Below are 19,404 nucleotides of genomic sequence, written 5' to 3'. Positions count from 1 at the left end.
AAAAAATGATAAAAAATAAATTAAAGTCTATTGACAAAATATAAATAAGTGCTATCATTTTAAACGATAATAATTATTATTATCGAATAAAAACGGATTTTAAACGGGAAAACATAGGTTTTTCCTATTTATTTTACGCGGAAGAGGAAAGGAGGAAAAATCAAGTTTCATTTCGGGTTGGACTTTAGCCAGTAAAGCCCAGCAATAATAAAGGGTTTTACGATGCGGCGATCAGCGGCATCAAAGGGAACATTTTAGCAATGGGAGGAATCAGTATGCATAACAGAGTAAGAAAATACATAGCAGCTGTCGTTACCTTGACGATGTTATTTAGTTTGGGGTTTCCGGTAAAGGCGGCGGAAGACTTTGAAATAGAGGATAATGTTTTGGTTGCTTATCATGGCACCGATCAAAACATAGTTGTGCCGGATGGAGTAGAAAAGATTGGACCGGCCGCGTTTAAAAACAAGCAGATTATTTCGGTGCAAATCCCAAGCAGTGTTAAAGAAATTGGAGAGTCGGCCTTTGAAAAATGTACCGGGTTGGAGCGGATAACATTTGCCGGTAGTGGGTTGCAGCAGATTGGCCAGAAGGCTTTCAGCGGCTGCAAAAAACTGAAATATATGGCTTTACCGGAAGGCTTAGAGGGCATCGGCGACAAAGCTTTTCTTTCCAGCGGCATTGTTTTTGCCGAAATGCCAGCCAGTTTGAAGCGAATTGGAAAGAGTGCCTACTATAACAGCAAAATTAAGGCAGTGCATTTAAACCAAGGATTGGAGAGTATTGGTGCCAGTGCCTTTGAAACTTGCTATCAATTACAGGGTTTGCGGGTACCAGCCAGTGTGGCCGAGGTGGGTTCCAGTTTTGCCGGTGATAATGGCAGTCCCTTTCAATGGCTCTTGTTTGAAAATGACGCTGCAGTCATCGGCGCCAACCCAACCGATCAGATGTCAATCGTTTATTACGGCGGCGAGCCGTCAACGATTCAGGAAATTTATCAGAAAATTTATGATAAAAACAATAACACCAAGTTAAAGTTTGCCAATAAAGAAAGCTTTGAAAGTTTTGATATTTTTAAACTGGATGAAACCGAAAAGGCATTAAGCCCGGACGAAGAATATCAGATTGAACTGACGGCTTCGCCGGCGGCCATTACTTTTGGCACGGTTAATTATCTATCGCTTGAGCCGCAGATTGCCGAGGTCACGGCAGACGGCAAGGTGACCGCGCATAAGGTCGGGGAAACCAAGATTTTAGTATTCCATGCCGATCAACGGCTGGCGGTTTTGGATATTGATGTTGTCGGCGGCGGCAACTTATTTAAGGTAGATGCGGCCGGCCGTTTGGTTAAATATTACGGACACGATACCGAGATTGTTTTGCCCGATGAGGTTGACGGCAGAGCGGTTACGGCGTTGGCGGCCAATGCCTTTCGGGGAAACAGTAAGATTACCAAGTTGACGCTGGGTGCCAATATAACGAAACTGGAAAAAGAGGCTTTCAAAAACTGCATCGCCCTGCGGGAAATCGTCTTTAACCAGGGTTTGCAGGAAATCGACGAAGCGGTTTTTTTCGGCTGTGAGCAGTTAACTGAGCTGCACCTGCCAGACAGTGTAACGGTTTTGGGTAAGTCGGCTTTGGAAAGAATGGGTTCGCTGCAAACATTGACATTATCTCGGCAACTATCGGCCATTCCGGAAAATATGTGCAGCAATTGTTTTAGCTTGCGGCAAATCGTTATTCCTGCAGAATGTACGAAGATAGGAAAGGCGGCTTTCTTAGGATGCCGCGGATTGGAGTCGATTGAGTGGAATCAAAAACTGACAGAAATTGAAGAAAGTGCATTCAAAAGCTGTCTGAAAATAGAAAAATTAACTTTGCCCGAAGGCATAACTACGATTGGCAACCAGGCTTTTTTAGGCATGGACAGCATGACGGAGATAACGCTGCCGTCAACCTTTACTGAGTTTAAAGCAGATACCTTAGCGGATTTGTTTGAAAGCTTTGACAATGATTCAACAGTAAAATTGCAGGCGATTAATATTGCCCCGGGAAACTCCAGATTTTACAGCGAAGACGGTTTGGTTTATGAAGGTCAAACCTTGGTTTATATTCCACAGGGTTTAGCTCAGGTCAGCGTCAAAGCCGGAACGGAAATAATTGGCGAACGAGCCGGCAAGACACATATGCGTCTGGAAAAAGTAGTTTTGCCGGAAGGTGTGAAAATCGTGGGTGTGAGCGCTTTTCAAAATTGCTTTGCGCTGGAGGAAATTAACCTGCCGCAAAGCCTGCGCCGGATTGAGCCGTTTGCTTTCTTGGGCTGCGAGGAATTGAAAGAGATTAACATTCCCAAAGACCTTGAATACATCGGCAAACTGGCATTGTATGAATTGGAAAAAATTAAGCAGCTGGTAGTACCCGAGAAGATTGAAAAAATTGAAGAATATGCCGTTGCCGGTAATGATGAGATGGAACATTTGATTTTGCCCCGCAATTTAAAGGAAATTAACAAATGCGGCGCCTCTTTCTGTAAGAGCTTAAAAGAATTGTATCTGCCGGAAAAACAACTGTTGTCCATCGGCGACCAAGGATTTGGTGCCTGCTATGAATTGGAACATTTAGAACTGCCGCAAAGCCTGCAAAGTATCGGTGAGGAGGGTTTCAGCTATGGTCAGAAGCTGAAGTCTATTTATCTGCCGGGCAGTGTTGTTTTGGGTAAAAATGTATTCAAGGAAACTTTACCGAGCCAAAAGGTGTGGGTTTTTACCCATGATGAAAATGACACGATTAAACAGCTGACCGCTGATCCGGCCCGGTTTTGCAAGGTTGATTTGGATTATCAGAAGAATACCGATGGTAAGATTGAAGTTCAAAGGCTGGAAGGCCTTTTAAATGGCAGCAATGAGAATCATGCCTTTGTTTTGAAGGTCAATGAAAGCCAGACGAACGCCGCTGTCCGTCGCTTCAGCGTATCGGCTGAGGAAGAAAGCCGACCGCTGGAGAGACCCTATCACCCGATGACTTTAGTGGTAGAACTGCCACTGACAGCCGAGGGAAAAAATGTTAAACTTTATCAGCAGGAAAACGGCCGGTATAAAGAATTGGCTGTTGACCGGCTGGAACGTTTCCTCCGTGCGGAGATTGACAGCTTTGGCGAGTTTGTTGTTGCCGAGGACTTTAATGCGCTTGCGCCGTATGTTCCGAGTACATCAGAGACAGCAGCGGTGAATGCGGCACCGGATAAACCGACTATTTTACCGGAAGAAACCAAAGTTCCGGCCGGGCCGGCCGATACTGCCGGATTTAAGGATGTGCAGCCGCAGGATTGGTTTTATGCCGATGTTAAAATGGTGCAGCAGCTGGGCTTGATGCAGGGAATGACGGATAATCATTTTCAGCCGCAGGAGACGGGAACTCGGGCGATGTTTGTCCAGATTTTATATCGAATGGCTGGACAGGAGCAGATGCAGAAAACGGAGAATGCCGTCTGGTATCAGCCGGCCATGAATTGGGCGGCTGCTAATCAGATTATTCAGGGCCGGAGTGACGGCGACCAACCAAGCGCAGCCATTACCCGGGAAGAAGTTGCAGTGCTCCTGTATCGCTATTATTCTCGGAAAATGTCGCAAAGTGCCAAAGCTGAAATGACTTTCAAAGACGCTGACCAAATCAGCGCTTGGGCACAGGAGGCAATGCAGTGGGCAGTGGCAGCCGGCATTTATCAGGGGCGGGACAATGGCCTGCTTCAGCCGCAAGCTTTCATTACCAGAGCGGAAATTGCTGCGATTATTGTGCGGGCGCAAAAGCTGGAACGGTAAGCTGCCGTAAGCCGGTCATGAACTTCAGACGCTAAAAGCGGAACGCAGGCAGAAACCAAAAACGCAGAAGCATAGAAGCAAATAAAATACAGAAATGTAGAAACAAAAAAGCGTTCCGGTTAGCCAATCGGTTGGCCGGAACGCTTTTTTGCGTGCGGGAGAAAACTTCTCAAATATTAAGGACGACTTTTTTAAAAAGCTCTTTCAAATTCCACAAATTGCGGTTTGCTTGTTGTCATCTTTCTCTATATCTCTCTTTCGTACGACAGTCGAACGGAAATGCTGTGCATTTCCTGCCTCTCTATGCAGACTGATTACTCGCCGGAGCAAACTTCGCACATACTTTTAGGGCATTTAAATATGCCCGATTTTGAGTATGTGCTAAAGACGACCCATACCTATCCAGAAAAATTTTTTTGAAATTCCACAAATTGCGGACGACTTTCTTTTGAATTTTTGCTAAGATAGTTGTATCGAACAGAATATTTTAGTATAATGAAGGGAGAAAGTATAGTGGGGTCTAAGAATAAAAAGTATGGAACCGGAACAGCTGCCGGCAAGCTTGAAACTTGGAAAGAGATTGAAAGCCGGAAAGACGTTGAGTACCAGAAAGATATCGACAATATGCGCTTTACCGTCCGCAATGACTATGCGTTTAAGAAGCTGTTCGGACGGACGGAAAACATCATCATCTTGCAGGAATTTTTATCGGTGGTGCTGGAATTAGATAAGGAAGAACTGGAAGATATCGTGATTGAAAATCCGGTGGTAGGGAATTATTATGCCGATGAAAAACAGGGGATTTTGGATATTAAGCTAACTTTGCCGAACGGGCAAAAGGTTAATATTGAAATGCAGAATCTGTGGGAGCCGCATTATGAAAAACGGACTTATTTTTATTGGGCCAGCCGGTATCTGGAAAAGTTTAAGCCGGGCAAAGCCTATAAATATTTAGCCCGTTGTGTCAGTATTCATATCTTAGGGGAAGAATTTCCGCTGACAGAGGAGCTTCATTCGATTTATCGGGTGATGAATGTAAAAACCTTTCAGCCATTTTCGGATGATTTGGAGTTTCATTTTTTGGATTTGACGAAGTTAAAGCCAAAACAGGATGACAGCGAGTTGGAACAATGGCTGAAGTTTATTGAAACCAATGATAAAGCGGTTCGGGAAGAATTAGGGAGGAGGAATGCGGTTATGCAATATGCCAATGAAGTAATGAATCAGTTTTATGCGGATAGGCAAGAACGCTTGAACTATGAAGCTGCTGTTCGCTATGAGTCTAACCGAGCGACACTGTGGGAAGCAGGCGTAGATAAGGGAATCCTTATTGGTGAAAAACGTGGTGAAAAACGTGGCTTACAGCGTGGGGAACAGCAAGGGCGTCGCAGTGAAAAGATCGAAACGGCCCGGAATATGAAAGCTGACGGGATGCCAATTTCGGCAATTATAAAATATACCGGCCTGACGGCGGAGCAGATTGCGGAGTTATAATATTTGAAAATCAAGGATAGAAAGAATAGAGAAAAATCTAAATCAAATACAGCAGAGCATAAAATCGTTCCGATTGGGAAACCCAAGAAGGAATGATTTTTTCTTTTATCGGATATTATTCACCGGCAGACCAAAGGCTTCGCTTGAAAGCTTTCGCCGCAGTCTTTTTAAGACGTCGGATTTTGCTGCGCAAAACCGACCGTCTGTCGGTGAAGCGCCGCAAAATGAATATGCCCGCTTTGTGGTCGCATTCATTTGTGCTTGCGCGCTTCACATTTCGGTTTGCTGGTTGCTATTTTTTATTAAAATTTTCCCTGAATTTCCACAAATTGCGGACGACTTCTAACTTCTTTTTTGCTAAAATAGTTGTAGAAAGTAAGATGTTTTAGTATAATAAAAGGAGAAAGAAATGAGAAAGAATAAGAATAAAAGCAACAGGACTAAAGCTGCCGGAAAGCTTGAAATTTGGAAAGAGCTTGAAAAGCCAAAAGAGATAGAAAATCGGAAAGACATTGACAAGATGTGTTTTACCGTCCGCAATGATTATGCATTTAAGAAGCTGTTCGGGCGGGTGGAGAACAGGGATATTTTAGCGGAATTTTTATCGCTGGTGACCGGTATGGAGCAAAAGGACTTTGAAGAAATCCGAATAGAAGACCCCTTGCTGCTGCCGCAGGTGCTGGATAAGAAAGCCGGTATTTTGGATTTAAAGCTGCGTTTGGCAGACGGCAGAAAAATCAATGTTGAGATTCAAAACTACTGGACGGATTTTTTCCCTCGCCGCAGCCTATACTATTGGGCGGATATGTATGCTGGCGATTTAGAAAAAGGAGACAAATACGACCAGTTGGAAAAATGTATCACAATTAACTTACTTAATGAAAATTTTCCGTTTACAGACAAATGTCATTCCATTTATAAGTTACTGGAAGTAGAAGAATATACGGAATTAGATGAACTGCTGGAGATTCACTTTTTGGATTTGACCAAGATTTTGCCATCCGGCTTAAAAGCAATGGCGGAGATAAGAGTAGAAGAATTGGGATTATTGGAGCGATGGCTGATTTTTATTCAGACGAATAACAAGGAGGTGCGGGCAGCAATGGCGAAGGGATCGGCAACTTTGGAAAAGGCGAATAGAGTTATGGAAGAATTTTATATGGATGGACAAGAGCGGATCAACTACAAGGCAGCATTAAAGTATGAGCGGGATTATCATTCTATGATGGCGTGGATGCGGGAAGAAGGAGAAAAAATCGGCGAAAAACGGGGTGAAAAGCGCGGCGAAAAACGAGGCCTACAGCGCGGCGAACAGCAAGGCCGCCGCAGTGAAAAACTGCAAACAGCCCGGAATATGAAAGTGAATGGTCTGTCGGTTGAGATGATTAGAAAATGCACCGGCCTTACGGCGGAGCAGATTGCGGAGTTGTGATTGCACAAGCTGTATTTTTATAGCGGGGTAGAATCCTTGTTTTCATAAAATATGAGAAATCATTGTTACAGAACCAATGGGAGTGCTTGCATGATTCAAGCCGATCCCATTGGTTTTGCTTTTTTCGGTGTTAAACTGTGAGCACTTTACCCAATTTGCCCCAGCCGAGGGCGGGTGTATAAATAACGTATAAGCGGTATATAAATGGTAAAATAAAGTCTTTGCACTTTTTCCTGCTTTATGATATAATCCAGTTTTAGCAACAAAGTGAGTTCGCGACCATCCTCACTTAAAACAAAACTAAGCGTACCGCCGGAAATGCCGGCCAAGGGAAAGCGGTGCTGCCCGGGAGGCAGCTTAACGGGATTTTTCTTAAAATCCCTGTTGTCCCGCTGTTTGTGCAGTACATCAGGCAGGTGCGCGCGGAGGAATTAAAAATGAAAAAAAGTACCAAGTTTATGACCCAGGCGGCAATGATTGCCGCACTTTATGTTGTTTTAGTTGTGGCCTTTGCGCCCATTTCCTTTGGGGCGCTGCAGATCCGGATTGCCGAAATGCTGTCGGTCTTGCCTTTCTTTACGCCGGCGGCGGTACCGGGACTGTTTATCGGCTGCCTGCTCGGTAATATTTTAGGCGGAGCGGATATCCTTGATATTGTTTTTGGCTCGTTAACCACGCTGGCGGCGGCGGCGCTGGCCTACCGGCTGCGGGCGAACCGTTATTTGGTGCCGGTACCGGCGGTAGTTTTAAATGCACTGGTGGTACCCTTTATCTTACGCTATGCTTATCAGGTGCCGGATGCCTTTTATTTTATGGTGTTTACGGTTGGAGCCGGGCAGTTTATTTCGGCTCAGTTATTAGGCATAATTTTACTTTTAACATTAGAAAAAATCGGCTTCGGCAAGTTTTTTTCCCTAGAGAAAGCCAGTTAAGTAAAATCGAAAAGGCAGCGCTTTTTTGCCAGTCAAAAGCAAGCGGAATAAGCTTTTACCTTGCCGATGAAATAGAAGATCGGCTTGGCGGGCAAAGGAAAATAAAGTAATCAGGAGGCAAAAGATGCATCAAATCAATATTTTAATTGCCGAAGATGAAGAAAGATTGCGGAAAATAGTGGTCAAGTATTTGGCCAGCGAGGGCTTTCGGGTCTTAGAAGCAGAAGACGGAGTCAAGGCTCTGGAAATTTTTAACAGTTATGATATCGATTTGCTGATTTTAGATGTGATGATGCCGAAGTTAGACGGCTGGAATGTCCTGAAAAAAGTTCGGGAAGATTCGGCTGTGCCGGTCATTATGCTGACCGCCAGAGACAGCGAGGAGGACACTTTATTCGGCTTTCGGCTGGGGACGGACGACTATGTCACGAAGCCTTTTCGGACGGGTGAGCTGGTTGCCCGGGTGAAAGCCCTTTTAAACCGAGCCGGGAAATTAAACCGGGAAGAAATCATAGTCAGCGGCGGGATTGCGGTCAATCCTTTAGCACGGCTGGTATCGGTCGGCGGCACGGAGGTGGAACTGACGCCGAAGGAATATGATTTGCTGCTTTATTTTTTAAATAATCAAAAACAGGCGTTAAGCCGCGATCAGATTTTGAACCGAATCTGGGGCTATGCCTATGACGGCGAAGATCGGACAGTTGATACCGTGGTTAAGCGGCTGCGGCAAAAGCTGGGCAGTGAGGGTGAGCGGATTAAGACCATTCGGGGAATGGGCTATCGCCTGGATTAGGAGGCAGTATGAAATCGCTTAAAGTTAGAGTTCTGCTTTCTTTTGTAGCGGCTTTTGCCGTTTTGGCTTTAATTTTCAGCCTGGGCCTGAATACTTATATTGAAAGCCGGTATTATCAGCAGAAAATTGACAAAATGATTCAAACCGGCAGTCAAATCCGGATGCAGCTGCAAATGGTCGGCAGTGACAGTGAAATTAAGGAAAGTCTTGACTATCTGGGGTATCAGTTTGAGGGCCGAATTACGCTGCTGGATATTACGGCTGACCGGGCGCTGATTTTGTATAAGGATCAGCGCTATGTCTATAATCAGGGCACAACGGTTCGGGAAATCCGCTATGGCGATCAAACCGCCGTGGTGATTCGAACCAATTATCCGGTTGCCAATTCGCTGTGGCTTGGCTATTTAAGTCAAATGGATGAAACCCGCTTTGCCTGGCTGGAAATTCCGGTAATTACAATTGATGAAACGCTGGAGGTTTTTCGGGCATATATTTGGAAGGCTCTGGCACTCGGCTTTTTGCTCAGCTTGGCAGTCGCTTATTGGCTCGCTCGGTCAATCACCGATCCGGTAGTTAAGCTCAATCAATTAGCGCAAAAAATTGGCCGCCTGGAGTTTGATGCGGCTTATCAAGGCCGGCGGGCCGATGAAATCGGGCAGCTGGGGGCAACGTTAAATGAGATTACGCTGATTTTGAAAAAAACAATCAGTGACTTAACGGCGGAACTGGCCAAAAAGCAGCAGCTGGAAAAGCTGCGCAAGCGGTTTACCGCGCAGGTTTCCCATGAACTGCAAACCCCGATTTCGGTTATCAGTTCTTATACCGAAGCGCTAAACGACGGTTTGGCCAATCCGCTGGAGCAGGCCGAGTATTATGGTATTATTTTAGACGAATGTCAGAAAATGAGCAAAGTCGTCAAGGAGCTTTTGGATTTGTCCGGCCTGGAGTCGGGTCTGATCACATATAAAAAGGAAGAAATTGATTTGGCCGGACTTGTCCGTGAGCTGCTCAAAAAACAGGAATGGATTGTGAAAGCAGAGGACAAGGAGATTACGGCGGAGCTGACCCCGGTTTTGCTGTACGGCGATGCTTTTCGGCTGGAACAGGCGATCAGCAATATTTTAAGCAACAGTATCAGGCATGCGGCGCATCGGATTTGTTTAAAACTGACCCGGACGGCGACTGAGGCTTACCTGACGCTGCGCAATGACGGTGCTTTGATTGAGCCGGCTGACCTGCCCTATATTTGGGACAGCTTTTATAAAGGCAAGGCTAAAAAAAATGGTACGGGCCTGGGCTTGGCGATTGCCTCTGAAATTTTTAAAGCGCAGCAGGTAAAGTATCGGGTCTATAATGACGATATAAGTAAGGAAGTAGTATATGAGTTAATTTTTCCGCTGAAAGAAGATTCGACCGGTGCCTGAGTTTTCGGTGAAGCCGGCAGAAAGTTCGAAAAGATTTGATTGGAGAGCTTTTCGGTCAAGTGCAGCGAAAGCCGTTGACAAAATATACTCAATTTAGGACATCAAGAGCCGCAGGGAAAGCGGCGGAAAGGAAGAAAATGGACGCAGGGACGATTAGTGTAATGAAATTGGCACAGACCAGAAGCGATTGGGCAATCGGTTTTGCCAAAAACGTGAAGGATGTTATGAAGCAGGAAGGCGAGGCGCTGGTTGAGATGATTGAAAAAAGTACCGCTGCGATGGAGCGCAGTGTCAATCCTCACCTGGGCGGCAATATTGATGTTCGCTTGTAATTTGGTTACAGTTCGGGCAGCATAAATATTACCCCCACACTCATACTTTGCTGATATTTCGGTGAATTAGGAATGTCTTGTTTGAACTGCGGCACAAGTTACTTGAAAAAATCAAAGAAACCACTCTTTGGGGCCGAAACCGGAAAGAGTGGTTTTTGAGCGTTTAAAGCTATTTTTAGTAAAGGAGAACTTCAATTTTTTTGTGCGGCCGAGCCGTAAAGAACCATTGCGCACCAGCGCAGGGAAGGATTTTTCGACAGGGAAATTGAGAGTAAAACTATGGAAAAATTAAAACAATTAGGAGTTATTTTAGGTATTACTTTTGTTTCTGAACTGCTGTACCGGTTGCTGGGCTTGCCGGTACCGGCAAGCGTTTATGGGCTGGTGATTTTATTTCTGGCTTTGCAGACCGGTGTGTTAAAACCGGAAAGAGTAGAAGGAGCCGGAGATTTTTTGCTGGTTTGCCTGCCGGTGCTGTTTATCGCACCGGGAGTTAATCTGATGAATATTTTTGACGAGGTTAAGTCGATTCTGCTGGAAGCATTGGCGCTGATTTTTATCAGTACGGTTGTAGTAACGGTAGTGACCGGCAAGGTAGCCGATCTGATTTTGACAAAGGAGCAGGGCAATGAATGAGCTTTTTAAAAATTCGCTGTTTTTTGGCTCTTTTTTATCGGTCGCGGCTTACTGGGGAGCACTGAAACTCCGGCAGCGCTGGAATACGCCGCTGCTCAATCCGCTGATGCTGTCGATTGCTTTTATTATTTTATTCCTGCGCCTGACCGGGATTTCCTATGAGCAGTATGACCGGGGAGCGAGGTATTTAACGTATTTTATTACACCGGCTACGATTTGTCTGGCGTTGCCGTTGTACCGGCAGTTTCATCATTTGCGTAAAAATTACAAGGCAATTTTGCTGGCGGTTCTTTCCGGCACATTGTCGGGACTCATTTGCATTTTGGCACTGGCTTATGTGATGAAGCTGAATCATCAGCAGTATGTGACTTTTTTACCCAAGTCGATTACCACGGCGATTGGGATTGATTTAAGCGAAGAATTGGGCGGCAATTCGACCATTACGGTTACGGCCATTGTCCTTACTGGAATTTTGGGCAGCGTGTTGGGAGAATGGATTTGTAAGGTGTTTAAAATCAAGCATCCGATTTCGGTTGGTTTGGCTTTGGGGACGGCCTCGCATGTGATCGGCACCAGCAAAGCGATGGAGATTGGCGAAATTGAAGGGGCGATGAGCAGTTTGTCGGTGGCGATTGCCGGCATCATGACAATTGTCTTTGCCAGCTTGTTTGCCGGATTTTTACGGTAAATACTAAACAAAGAAACTTATTCCATTTTTAAAAAAAATCAAGTATAATAATCTGTAAGCTAAGGCTAAAGGAGAAAGCATAATTTTCGGCGGCGATCATGTCGGCTGATAAGAAAGGTATTTTTGGCTGTTCGGTTTGCATCAGTGAATAAAGAAAGACAAAACGGATGGGACAAAATATTATGGACTCAACTTTCCCATGTTCGCCGGAACAGTCTTTTTTAGACTCGTTGCATGGACAGGAACGGAATGCGATTTGCAAAGCAAATCGCGAGAGTGAGTCCATGCACCCGCTCTCCGAGCGGGATAGAGTCAAAAAAGACTATGGGAAAGTTGAGTTATGGAGATAACAGTGCAGAGATAAAACTTAGGTAAGAAAGGATGATATCAAAGAAATGGAAAGAAGAACAAATGTAGTTACTTTTGCCGGAACGCCGGCGGTTTTGCTGGGAGCGGAAGTAAAGGTCGGCGATAAGGCACCGGATTTTAAAGCGATTAAAGGCGATTTGAGCGAGTTTCATTTATCGGATCTGAAAGGTAAGAACGTACTGATCAGCGTAGTACCGTCGATTGATACCGAGGTCTGTGAAGCGCAGACGAAGCGTTTTAATACCGAAATGGATAAGCTTGGAGATATCGCGATTTTAACGATTTCAGCGGATTTACCTTTTGCCCAGAAACGGTTTTGTGCCGCCGAGGGAATTAAAAATCTGATCATGCTGTCGGATTATCGGGATTTGGATTTTGCCCATAAGTATGGTTTTGAACTGGAAGGAATGCGCCTGCTTAGCCGGGGGATTGTCGGCATTGACAAAGAGGGTATTGTTCGCTATGTTGAATACGTATCAGAGGTTGCCAATCATCCGAATTATGATAACGCACTGAAGGCAGTGAAACGGTTTTAGCCTTTGGCGTGGGATGACTGCTCCAGACAGAAAGCGAAGCTTTCGATCAGGGCGACCGCCCGGGTAGAAAGCAGAACTTTCGAGCAGGCAGATTGCTCGCCCGGACAGGAGTGCGAAGCACTTCGATAGGGGGAATCAGGATAGTTGTGCCCTCCGCTTTCGCTCATGGGGAAGTGGAGAGAAGAAAAATAAAATAAACGAAAAAGAAGTACTCTGCGGAGGCTTCTTTTTTTATTGCAAGTTCAGGTAAGCAGTTCATGATATTTGTTTAATGCCCACACTTGTAATTCGTTTTCGGCAGATTACTGGAACCTGAAACTTTTTATACTATTATTTCTAATTATTTTATAATGAAATACCAATCATTTTCTAACCAGATTCCACAACCAGCGGACGACTTTTGTCGAGCCAAATGCTAAGATAAAAAAGAGAAAAACAAGCCGAAAGGCTGATGCAGCAGGGGAGCAATTAAGAAATTCCCAGTTGTGAATTCGGTGGACAGCCGATGCCCGCAGCCTAAAATGAGAAATGGGGTGGAATATGATTCTGATTTATTTAGCCTTAAACGACCGGGAATATCAGGAAAAATTAGCGGAGGGGCTGGCTTGGCGCAGCAGCGGCTGGGAAGTTCATAGCTGTGAGAGCGGTGGAATGCTGCCGGTGAAACCAGCCGAAAAAGCGATTTGGCTGCTGCCGGCTGAGCCGGATGAGCAAAGAGGAATGGCGGAAAGTTTGCATCAGCAAAAGAATACGCTGAAAATGAGGCAAACACCAACCCAAGAGGAAGGCGAATGCTTTTGTTACCAGCCGTTAAGTGAGATTTGCAAATGTCTGACGGAGCGGCTCTATCAGCTGGGGCTGGTGGAAGCGCCGGTGAGCGGAACAGACGAGCCGGAACGGAGTTATTTGTATTCGCCCTTTGGCGGGATTGGTGTGTCGGACTTGGCTTACCGGCTGGCCAAAGAACTTAGCCGGCGCCGGAAGACACTGCTGATTTCCTTTGACGCTTATCAAAACTTCAGCCGGGAATTTATTCCGTTTCGGCTGTCGGATTTTTTGTTCTATTGGAAAACACTGGGGCAGGTCAATGTTCGCGACTTTTGTCTGCATGAGGGCGGGCTGGACATTTTGCACGGGCCGGCTAAGCCGGAGGATTTGGCAGTGCTGCGGACGGGAGAAAAACAGGATTTTATGCGGATTTTGAAGCAGGGCGGTTATCAGCAGATTGTGTTTGACTTATCCTCGTCCGGGCTGCTTAACTGGTGTTTGCCGCTGGAGGAAAAGGAAAGGCTGTTTGTGGTCAAGCGTTTAGCTGAGAAATGGAAGCAGTTTGCAGCAGCGGTGAGGTTTGACTATGTGGCGGTCAGCGAGGAAGGGGCGCTGTCGGAGATTTTAAATGTGATTAGACAAGGGACTGCACCGGGCGCATCGCTGCCGGAGGATAAAAGATAGAAGAAAAGTGCGGCGGTAAACCGCTTGGCTTATCGGATAAAGGTTTAGGCAAGATGTTTGTACCTTTATCGGGCCTGGGCTTTGCAGGGTGATAAATCGGTGCCGTAAGGAGGTACACATGATGTCATTGATGACTTATTATCAGAGCATCATTGAAGAAAATAAGGAAAACCGGGTGAGCGGGGAAAGCGAAGAACAGAAGGACGAGCGGCTGCGGCAAAGGATTAGTCAAAAGTTACAGGCGGAGGATTTGGCGCTGCCGGAGAAAATCAGGCTGGCGAAACAGCTATTTGATATGCTTCGGCGCTACGGCAGTATTCAGCCCTATATTGAGGATGCACAGGTCAATGAAATTATGATTATCGGCGAGGATAAGCTGTATCTGGAAAGGGGAGGCGAAATGGAAGCCGTTTCCCACAGCTACTATTTTGCGGGCGAGCTGAATCAAATCGTGCAGCGAATGGTCAGTCGCCTGAATAAGCAGGTCAATGAAAAAAATCCGATTTGCGACCTGTATTTAAGCAGCGGCGAAAGGGTCAGCATCGTTCTGCCGCCGGTTGCCCGGCAGGGGCCGATGGTAACGATTCGGAAGTTTGGGAAAAAGCCTTTGACCTGGCGGGATTTAATTGCGGGTCATACCTTAACGGAAGAAGTTGCCGGGTTTTTACAGGAGGCGGTGCGCAAAAAATATAATATTTTTGTGTCCGGCGGCACCTCTTCCGGTAAGACCACGCTGCTGAATATTTTGACTTCGGCCATTCCTGAGCGGGAGCGAATCATTACCATTGAGGATGCCAGAGAGCTGCGGATTGATCAGATTCCTAATCAGGTCAATTTGGAGTGCCGTACCGAAAGCTTTGCCGGCTGCGGGGAAATCAACGCCCGCGAACTGATTAAAGCAGCGCTGCGGATGCGGCCGGATCGAATCATTGTCGGTGAGGTGCGGGGCGAAGAAGCAATTGATATGCTGCAAGCCATGAATACCGGGCACAGCGGCTCGCTGTCAACCGGGCACAGCAATTCGGCGGCCGATATGGTTAAACGCTTGGAAACAATGGTTTTATCGGGAGTGGAAATTCCGATAGCGGCCATTCGCAGTCAAATTGCTTCAGCGATTGATTTATTTATTCATCTGGAAAAAATCCATGGCCGGGGCAGAAGGATTGTTGAAATTGCCGCGGTCAAAGGCGTAAAAAACGGCGAAATTGAATTGGAATCGGTTTACCGCTATGCTTTCGCGGCCGATTGCCTGCAAAAGATAAAAGCGGATTTTCAGTTAAAAGAAAGGTGGGAGCGGTTTGACGGGGATATGGAAAAAAAGTCGAATAAAAGCGTGGCTGGCAGAAACCGGCGGACAAGACTCCGAAAAGCGTAAGCCGGAAACAGCCGGAAGTTGCCCACCGGAAACAAAGAAAGGGAATTGGGCAGGCGCGGCAAAAGGGTGCCGGTTTTGGCACAAAAATCGGCAGCAAAAGCCGGAGCAGACAAAAGCCGCAGGAGTAGACGAATCAAGGCAGAAAAGCAAAGGGACAAAGGGAAACAGAGCGAAATTGCGGTTGACAGCCAAGGAAAAAGTCATTTTTTATGCGGCGGGTGGAGCAGTTGTCTTACTGCTGGGCTGGCTCTTTTTTGAAAGTTTGATTTTAGGTGCACTGCTGCTGCCGGTTCTCGTTTTTACCGAGGAGCGGGCAGCCGAGGAAATGGAGCAAAGGCGAAAGCAAAAATGGGAGGAGGATTTTGGCAAGTATTTAACGGAATTGGACAGTCAGATTCGTTTAGGCCGATCGCTGGAGTCAGGGATGAGCGAGGCGCTGCGCGGCGGGGGACTGTTTGCGGCTGAGGATTGGATAGTTCAGAAGCTGGAGATGAATGTTTCGGCAGCCGATATTTTTAGCGAACTGGCCGAAAAGAAGCCGATGGAAGGATTGAAATATTTTACGGCGGCACTGGAATCCAGTCTGCAAAGCGGCGGCAACTTGCATGAACTGATGCAGAACAGCCTGATTCAAATTCAAAAAAAGCTGCAAATGGAAAAAGAAATCAGCAGTATGCTGACCAAGGTTAAATACGAAAGCCGGCTGCTGACTTTATTCGTTCCGTTTCTGCTCCTTTATTTGAAGGCGCTTTCGCCCAATTTTCGGCAGGTGATGTATCAGACCTTGCAGGGCCGGATGGTGATGGGGGTGTGTTTGGGGATTTATCTTTTGGCGGCATATTTATGTTACAGTATGACGCAGATAGAGATATAGTTTTGGCAGGATGCGCGCCCGCGCAGAAAGCGGAGCTTTCGACCAGGGCAGGATGCGCGCCCGCGCAGAAATGTGTGCCACTTTCCTATGTTCGACAGAACAGTCTTTTTTAGGCTCGTTGTTTCCAGAAAGGCTACGCCTTTCGGCGGCGGGCAGGAACGGAATGCGATTTGCGAAGCAACTCGCGAGAGTGAGTCCATGTACCCGCTTTCCAAGCGGGATAGTGCCAAAAAAGACTATGGGAAAATTGAGTTGTTAAGTCCGGGAAGCAGAAAAATACTGGACGAAAGGGGGAAGAGATGGAAAAAATACGAGATAAAGCACGGGCGGTGCTGCAATTCTTTTTTCCGGAAAAGAAAAGGGAGATTTTGATTTTACTGCTGCTTCTGCCGCTGATCGGGCTGCTCTCTTTTTGCAGCCGGGACAATCAAAAAATCAGCGCACTGGCGCGGCCGGATTTTCAGGAAGCGGAGAAAAATGTGGTTTTAAGCTATCGGTATCAGGGAGAAAAGCAGTTTTCCGGAAGTTTGCCGATTCATTTAGGGACAAAGGACGAGGCGAGAGAAATTATTCGCCGCAAATTAGAGGCAGCAGCGGCTGAGTTTCAGGTGAAAATATTGCAGCGGGATGGGAAAGCCAAAATTGAAAAAGCCAGATACTTGCCAAACCGGTGGCGGGGGATTGAGGTGGAATATCAATACCAGCCGGCAGATTTATTTTTGGCGGAAGGAGAGTGGAATTATTTTGAACTGTTTCGGACGAAGCGGCAAAGAGAAATCAAAATCAGAGCGGTTTTGCGGTATCAGGAGGAAAGAGCCGCGGTCGAAGTTGCGGAAACCTTGCGGGCAGAAGATTTTACGGAAGAATATGTCCAAAAACTCTTAACGAAACAGTTAAAACTGGTAATTACAAACTTAGAGAAGGAGAAAACACCGGAGTTGATCTTACCGGGAGAAGTAGCGGGCGGGCGGCTGCACTGGACAGCGCTGCAAAGCGGGGGCAGTTTTGGCGGTATGATGTTGGGCTTTGTGATTGCCGTCCTATTTTTATCTATTTTGTCGCGGGCGGCGGCTCGGGAAAAGCAAAAAGAGCGGGAAAAAAGATATTTAAGGGATTTTACTCAAATGATGCAGCATTTGGTACTGCTCTTAAAATGCGGCAAGAGTCCGTTTGCAGCAATCAGCGGCATTTGCGGCAGCACGGCCGGTTTTGGTCCGGAGTTTGTACTGGCACTGGACACCTGCCGACAGGGACTATATCATCAGGAGCCGTTTGCTGCCGTGATTCAGGTGTTTTATCGGGTTTGTCCGCTGCCGGATATTCAGCAGTTTGAGCGGCTGCTGCTGATGGCGCAGGAAAGAGGGGATGAGCAAAGCATTTTGTATTTGGAACAGCTAAAAGATAAGCTATTTGCCGATCGGCTGCGGCAGGGGCATGAGTATATGCAGAAAACAACCTCGCGCCTGCTGTTTCCGATGCTGCTGTTCCTGATAATTATCATTATTTTAACGATGTTTCCGGCCTTTGAGAGGATATAAGGGTCGGTTTACATTAAGTGTAAAACATAGGTAAACGGATACGCAAGCAAGGAGGAAAGGCAATGAAAACAAAAAGGCAGAAAAGCTATGAAAACAGCAGGAATTGGGTGCTGCGGCAGCAATGCCGGTGGCTTGTTTGGCAGCAGCAGTCTTTAGGACGAATTAGGCAGGTTTTAGGCAATAATAAGGGCATGGGCATTGTCGAGATTGCTTTAATCATCGTGGTAATCGTAGCGCTGGCGTTTGCCTTTAAAGTCCAGATTTTTAGGCTGCTAGACAGTATTTTTAACGGAATTGATATTAAAGAACTGGGTGCGCAGCCAAAACCATAATAAACGCCGAAAAAACGCAGAATCCGAGAGATTTTCGCCGGCGGCAAACAACAATGAATGATGACGCCGGCGAGAGCGCAATTTATGCGAGTCCATGCCTTTGGTCGGAAGCACGAAACGGTAATCGCCCGGGGTGCGGAAATCCTGATGGGCAGCATCTTTTCACAAACATGAATCAGGCTTTTGGTTGGCTGCGTATTTGTAAGAAAAGGAAAAAGCTTTCAATAGGAGAAAATAGGAGAAAAAAAGGAAAAAAGAAAAGAGGGGAAAAATATGGGGAAAATTGAGCGAGTAAGGAGGCAGCAATGAACCGGACAGAGGGGAAGGCAGAGGAAAAAACAGAGAATAGAAACGAAGAGAAAAGAGAACCACTGATTTGGCCGAAATCAGGTGAAATACTTTTGAACTGCGGAGGACGGAAAGTGAAGCGCTTTTGCTTTGCCCGGACGGAACTGAAAGAATATGAACTGAAAATGCTGCAATACTGTGATATTAAAGGCTTGCACAGGCCGGTGCTTCATTGGCAGGGCGGGCAGGCAATTTTAGATTTTGACCTTACGGCGGCAGAGCTTGGTGAAAGACAGGTAATGGAGCAGCCGGAAGCCTATGTTCGTCAGCTTCTGGAATTGGAGCGAACTTTACCGGAATACCTGTTAACAACCGAAGGACTGCAAATCGGGCCAGGCGCGGCAGCCTATTTTCCGGAAAGCGGCGAATGGCGGTTTTGCTATTTACCACTTAGGGATAAAGACGGCTTGCAAGATTTGGATTTTTTTAGAAAACTCTTTCAAAAACAGGCACGGCTCTTTCTGCAAATGGAAATGATGAAGGAAGAGCGGGAACTGGTGCTGCGGGATTATTTGGCGGCAGTCAGGCAGGCGGGGGATGGTGGGAACGGATAATCTTCGCTCAAATATTAAATTTCCCTTGTTTTCTCTATTGTCAAATCATAAAAAACAAGATAAAATAAAAGAACAGACAATTACTTTGAATTGTTTGCAGGCAAGTGAGCGCCGGGAAAAGCAAATTTGCCTGTAGGAACAAAACGGCTTTACGGCGGAGGGTGATATGGATTATGAAACCTATGTTCAACAAGGTTTAAACGGAGAAGCCAAATTAAAGCTAATCCTGTGCGGCGGGGTGGAGAAAGAAGCGGATAAAAATATCGGTGTGGTTTCGGTGGTTTACGCCACGCAGGACAGAGCAGCGGCTGAAAAAAAGCTGGCAGAATTAACCCAAGAAAATCCGCAGAATTATTATATGGTTTACAGTGTGCCGCTGGATACGGATTTAACCAAATTAAATCATTATCCGTCTATCGCAATTGCACCGGAGGATTTAGCATAAGAAAACAAACAGAAAAATCTTAGGCAGAAAGG

The 19,404-nt window shown here is 46.2% G+C and carries 21 protein-coding genes; 19 read left to right on the top strand and 2 right to left on the bottom strand.

Annotated features, from left to right (window positions below):
- Positions 1 to 260 precede the first annotated feature (260 nt).
- The 4 genes from C3V36_03520 (at position 261) to C3V36_03505 (ending at position 6,744) form a co-directional block, all read left to right on the top strand.
- Complete coding sequence (locus C3V36_03520; protein AVM68397.1) at positions 261 to 3,818, top strand: hypothetical protein; 3,558 nt, start codon at positions 261 to 263, stop codon at positions 3,816 to 3,818.
- A gap of 495 nt (positions 3,819 to 4,313) precedes the next feature.
- On the top strand, positions 4,314 to 5,312 hold the full coding sequence (locus C3V36_03515; protein AVM68396.1) for a hypothetical protein: 999 nt from the start codon (positions 4,314 to 4,316) through the stop codon (positions 5,310 to 5,312).
- A gap of 92 nt (positions 5,313 to 5,404) precedes the next feature.
- The gene (locus C3V36_03510) at positions 5,405 to 5,701 is read left to right on the top strand and encodes a hypothetical protein (protein AVM68395.1); all 297 of its coding nucleotides are present in this window, start codon (positions 5,405 to 5,407) and stop codon (positions 5,699 to 5,701) included.
- Between the two features lie 131 nt (positions 5,702 to 5,832).
- Complete coding sequence (locus C3V36_03505; GenBank protein ID AVM70425.1) at positions 5,833 to 6,744, top strand: hypothetical protein; 912 nt, start codon at positions 5,833 to 5,835, stop codon at positions 6,742 to 6,744.
- 146 nt (positions 6,745 to 6,890) lie between these two features.
- Here the strand turns inward: C3V36_03505 and C3V36_03500 are convergent, their stop codons facing one another.
- Positions 6,891 to 7,073: a hypothetical protein gene (locus C3V36_03500; GenBank protein ID AVM68394.1), complete on the bottom strand. Its 183-nt coding sequence runs from the start codon at positions 7,071 to 7,073 to the stop codon at positions 6,891 to 6,893.
- 108 nt (positions 7,074 to 7,181) lie between these two features.
- Here C3V36_03500 and C3V36_03495 point away from each other — a divergent pair, with 108 nt between their 5' ends.
- The 6 genes from C3V36_03495 (at position 7,182) to C3V36_03470 (ending at position 11,549) form a co-directional block, all read left to right on the top strand.
- Positions 7,182 to 7,676, top strand: coding sequence for a hypothetical protein (locus tag C3V36_03495; protein AVM70424.1), 495 nt, complete (start codon positions 7,182 to 7,184; stop codon positions 7,674 to 7,676).
- 124 nt (positions 7,677 to 7,800) lie between these two features.
- On the top strand, positions 7,801 to 8,469 hold the full coding sequence (locus tag C3V36_03490) for a DNA-binding response regulator (protein AVM68393.1): 669 nt from the start codon (positions 7,801 to 7,803) through the stop codon (positions 8,467 to 8,469).
- 8 nt (positions 8,470 to 8,477) lie between these two features.
- Positions 8,478 to 9,893 (top strand): hypothetical protein, encoded by a 1,416-nt coding sequence (locus tag C3V36_03485; protein AVM68392.1) that lies wholly within the window; start codon positions 8,478 to 8,480, stop codon positions 9,891 to 9,893.
- A gap of 137 nt (positions 9,894 to 10,030) precedes the next feature.
- On the top strand, positions 10,031 to 10,225 hold the full coding sequence (locus C3V36_03480) for a putative motility protein (GenBank protein AVM68391.1): 195 nt from the start codon (positions 10,031 to 10,033) through the stop codon (positions 10,223 to 10,225).
- Between the two features lie 279 nt (positions 10,226 to 10,504).
- Positions 10,505 to 10,861, top strand: coding sequence for a hypothetical protein (locus tag C3V36_03475; protein AVM68390.1), 357 nt, complete (start codon positions 10,505 to 10,507; stop codon positions 10,859 to 10,861).
- Entirely contained in the window at positions 10,854 to 11,549 is a 696-nt protein-coding gene (locus tag C3V36_03470; protein AVM68389.1) for a hypothetical protein, read from the top strand. Before C3V36_03475 ends, C3V36_03470 begins: the two co-directional genes overlap by 8 nt.
- Before the next feature lie 28 nt (positions 11,550 to 11,577).
- On the opposite strand, the gene C3V36_03465 is transcribed toward C3V36_03470, so the two are convergent.
- Positions 11,578 to 11,835, bottom strand: a complete 258-nt coding sequence (locus C3V36_03465; GenBank protein ID AVM68388.1) for a hypothetical protein — start codon at positions 11,833 to 11,835, stop codon at positions 11,578 to 11,580.
- A 109-nt stretch (positions 11,836 to 11,944) separates the two neighbouring features.
- Between C3V36_03465 and C3V36_03460 the strand changes: the two genes are divergently transcribed.
- The 9 genes from C3V36_03460 to C3V36_03420 all read left to right on the top strand — a co-directional run bounded on the left by C3V36_03460 (position 11,945) and on the right by C3V36_03420 (position 19,372).
- On the top strand, positions 11,945 to 12,454 hold the full coding sequence (locus tag C3V36_03460; GenBank protein AVM68387.1) for a thiol peroxidase: 510 nt from the start codon (positions 11,945 to 11,947) through the stop codon (positions 12,452 to 12,454).
- A gap of 540 nt (positions 12,455 to 12,994) precedes the next feature.
- Positions 12,995 to 13,906: a hypothetical protein gene (locus C3V36_03455; protein AVM68386.1), complete on the top strand. Its 912-nt coding sequence runs from the start codon at positions 12,995 to 12,997 to the stop codon at positions 13,904 to 13,906.
- A 118-nt stretch (positions 13,907 to 14,024) separates the two neighbouring features.
- Entirely contained in the window at positions 14,025 to 15,281 is a 1,257-nt protein-coding gene (locus C3V36_03450; GenBank protein AVM68385.1) for a hypothetical protein, read from the top strand.
- The gene (locus C3V36_03445) at positions 15,205 to 16,155 is read left to right on the top strand and encodes a hypothetical protein (GenBank protein AVM68384.1); all 951 of its coding nucleotides are present in this window, start codon (positions 15,205 to 15,207) and stop codon (positions 16,153 to 16,155) included. The genes C3V36_03450 and C3V36_03445 overlap by 77 nt, the downstream gene beginning before the upstream one ends.
- Before the next feature lie 299 nt (positions 16,156 to 16,454).
- Positions 16,455 to 17,693: a hypothetical protein gene (locus C3V36_03440; GenBank protein ID AVM68383.1), complete on the top strand. Its 1,239-nt coding sequence runs from the start codon at positions 16,455 to 16,457 to the stop codon at positions 17,691 to 17,693.
- A 62-nt stretch (positions 17,694 to 17,755) separates the two neighbouring features.
- Entirely contained in the window at positions 17,756 to 18,025 is a 270-nt protein-coding gene (locus tag C3V36_03435) for a hypothetical protein (GenBank protein AVM68382.1), read from the top strand.
- 53 nt (positions 18,026 to 18,078) lie between these two features.
- On the top strand, positions 18,079 to 18,312 hold the full coding sequence (locus tag C3V36_03430; GenBank protein AVM68381.1) for a hypothetical protein: 234 nt from the start codon (positions 18,079 to 18,081) through the stop codon (positions 18,310 to 18,312).
- An 18-nt stretch (positions 18,313 to 18,330) separates the two neighbouring features.
- Positions 18,331 to 18,927 carry a hypothetical protein gene (locus tag C3V36_03425; GenBank protein ID AVM68380.1) on the top strand — a complete coding sequence of 199 codons (597 nt, stop codon included), beginning with the start codon at positions 18,331 to 18,333 and terminating at the stop codon, positions 18,925 to 18,927.
- A 166-nt stretch (positions 18,928 to 19,093) separates the two neighbouring features.
- On the top strand, positions 19,094 to 19,372 hold the full coding sequence (locus tag C3V36_03420; protein AVM68379.1) for a hypothetical protein: 279 nt from the start codon (positions 19,094 to 19,096) through the stop codon (positions 19,370 to 19,372).
- Positions 19,373 to 19,404: the final 32 nt, after the last annotated feature.

It is taken from the genome of Lachnospiraceae bacterium oral taxon 500, assembly GCA_002999035.1.
Classification (GTDB): Bacteria; Bacillota; Clostridia; order Lachnospirales; family Vallitaleaceae; genus W11650.
The sequence above is the reverse complement of the archived record's forward strand: the minus strand, read 5'-3'. Positions and strand labels throughout refer to the sequence as shown.

What these genes read in the sequence shown, in the direction of transcription:
- C3V36_03495 (AVM70424.1), top strand. Translation starts at nt 7,182, where the DNA reads ATGAAAAAAAGTACCAAGTTTATGACCCAGGCGGCAATGATTGCCGCA.
- C3V36_03435 (AVM68382.1), top strand. Translation starts at nt 17,756, where the DNA reads ATGAAAACAAAAAGGCAGAAAAGCTATGAAAACAGCAGGAATTGGGTG.
- C3V36_03470 (AVM68389.1), top strand. Translation starts at nt 10,854, where the DNA reads ATGAATGAGCTTTTTAAAAATTCGCTGTTTTTTGGCTCTTTTTTATCG.
- C3V36_03465 (AVM68388.1), bottom strand. Translation starts at nt 11,835, where the DNA reads ATGGACTCACTCTCGCGATTTGCTTTGCAAATCGCATTCCGTTCCTGT.
- C3V36_03480 (AVM68391.1), top strand. Translation starts at nt 10,031, where the DNA reads ATGGACGCAGGGACGATTAGTGTAATGAAATTGGCACAGACCAGAAGC.
- C3V36_03440 (AVM68383.1), top strand. Translation starts at nt 16,455, where the DNA reads ATGGAAAAAATACGAGATAAAGCACGGGCGGTGCTGCAATTCTTTTTT.
- C3V36_03460 (AVM68387.1), top strand. Translation starts at nt 11,945, where the DNA reads ATGGAAAGAAGAACAAATGTAGTTACTTTTGCCGGAACGCCGGCGGTT.
- C3V36_03515 (AVM68396.1), top strand. Translation starts at nt 4,314, where the DNA reads ATGAAGGGAGAAAGTATAGTGGGGTCTAAGAATAAAAAGTATGGAACC.
- C3V36_03485 (AVM68392.1), top strand. Translation starts at nt 8,478, where the DNA reads ATGAAATCGCTTAAAGTTAGAGTTCTGCTTTCTTTTGTAGCGGCTTTT.
- C3V36_03450 (AVM68385.1), top strand. Translation starts at nt 14,025, where the DNA reads ATGATGTCATTGATGACTTATTATCAGAGCATCATTGAAGAAAATAAG.
- C3V36_03430 (AVM68381.1), top strand. Translation starts at nt 18,079, where the DNA reads ATGAATGATGACGCCGGCGAGAGCGCAATTTATGCGAGTCCATGCCTT.
- C3V36_03475 (AVM68390.1), top strand. Translation starts at nt 10,505, where the DNA reads ATGGAAAAATTAAAACAATTAGGAGTTATTTTAGGTATTACTTTTGTT.
- C3V36_03505 (AVM70425.1), top strand. Translation starts at nt 5,833, where the DNA reads ATGTGTTTTACCGTCCGCAATGATTATGCATTTAAGAAGCTGTTCGGG.
- C3V36_03490 (AVM68393.1), top strand. Translation starts at nt 7,801, where the DNA reads ATGCATCAAATCAATATTTTAATTGCCGAAGATGAAGAAAGATTGCGG.
- C3V36_03455 (AVM68386.1), top strand. Translation starts at nt 12,995, where the DNA reads ATGATTCTGATTTATTTAGCCTTAAACGACCGGGAATATCAGGAAAAA.
- C3V36_03520 (AVM68397.1), top strand. Translation starts at nt 261, where the DNA reads ATGGGAGGAATCAGTATGCATAACAGAGTAAGAAAATACATAGCAGCT.
- C3V36_03420 (AVM68379.1), top strand. Translation starts at nt 19,094, where the DNA reads ATGGATTATGAAACCTATGTTCAACAAGGTTTAAACGGAGAAGCCAAA.
- C3V36_03425 (AVM68380.1), top strand. Translation starts at nt 18,331, where the DNA reads ATGAACCGGACAGAGGGGAAGGCAGAGGAAAAAACAGAGAATAGAAAC.
- C3V36_03510 (AVM68395.1), top strand. Translation starts at nt 5,405, where the DNA reads ATGATTTTTTCTTTTATCGGATATTATTCACCGGCAGACCAAAGGCTT.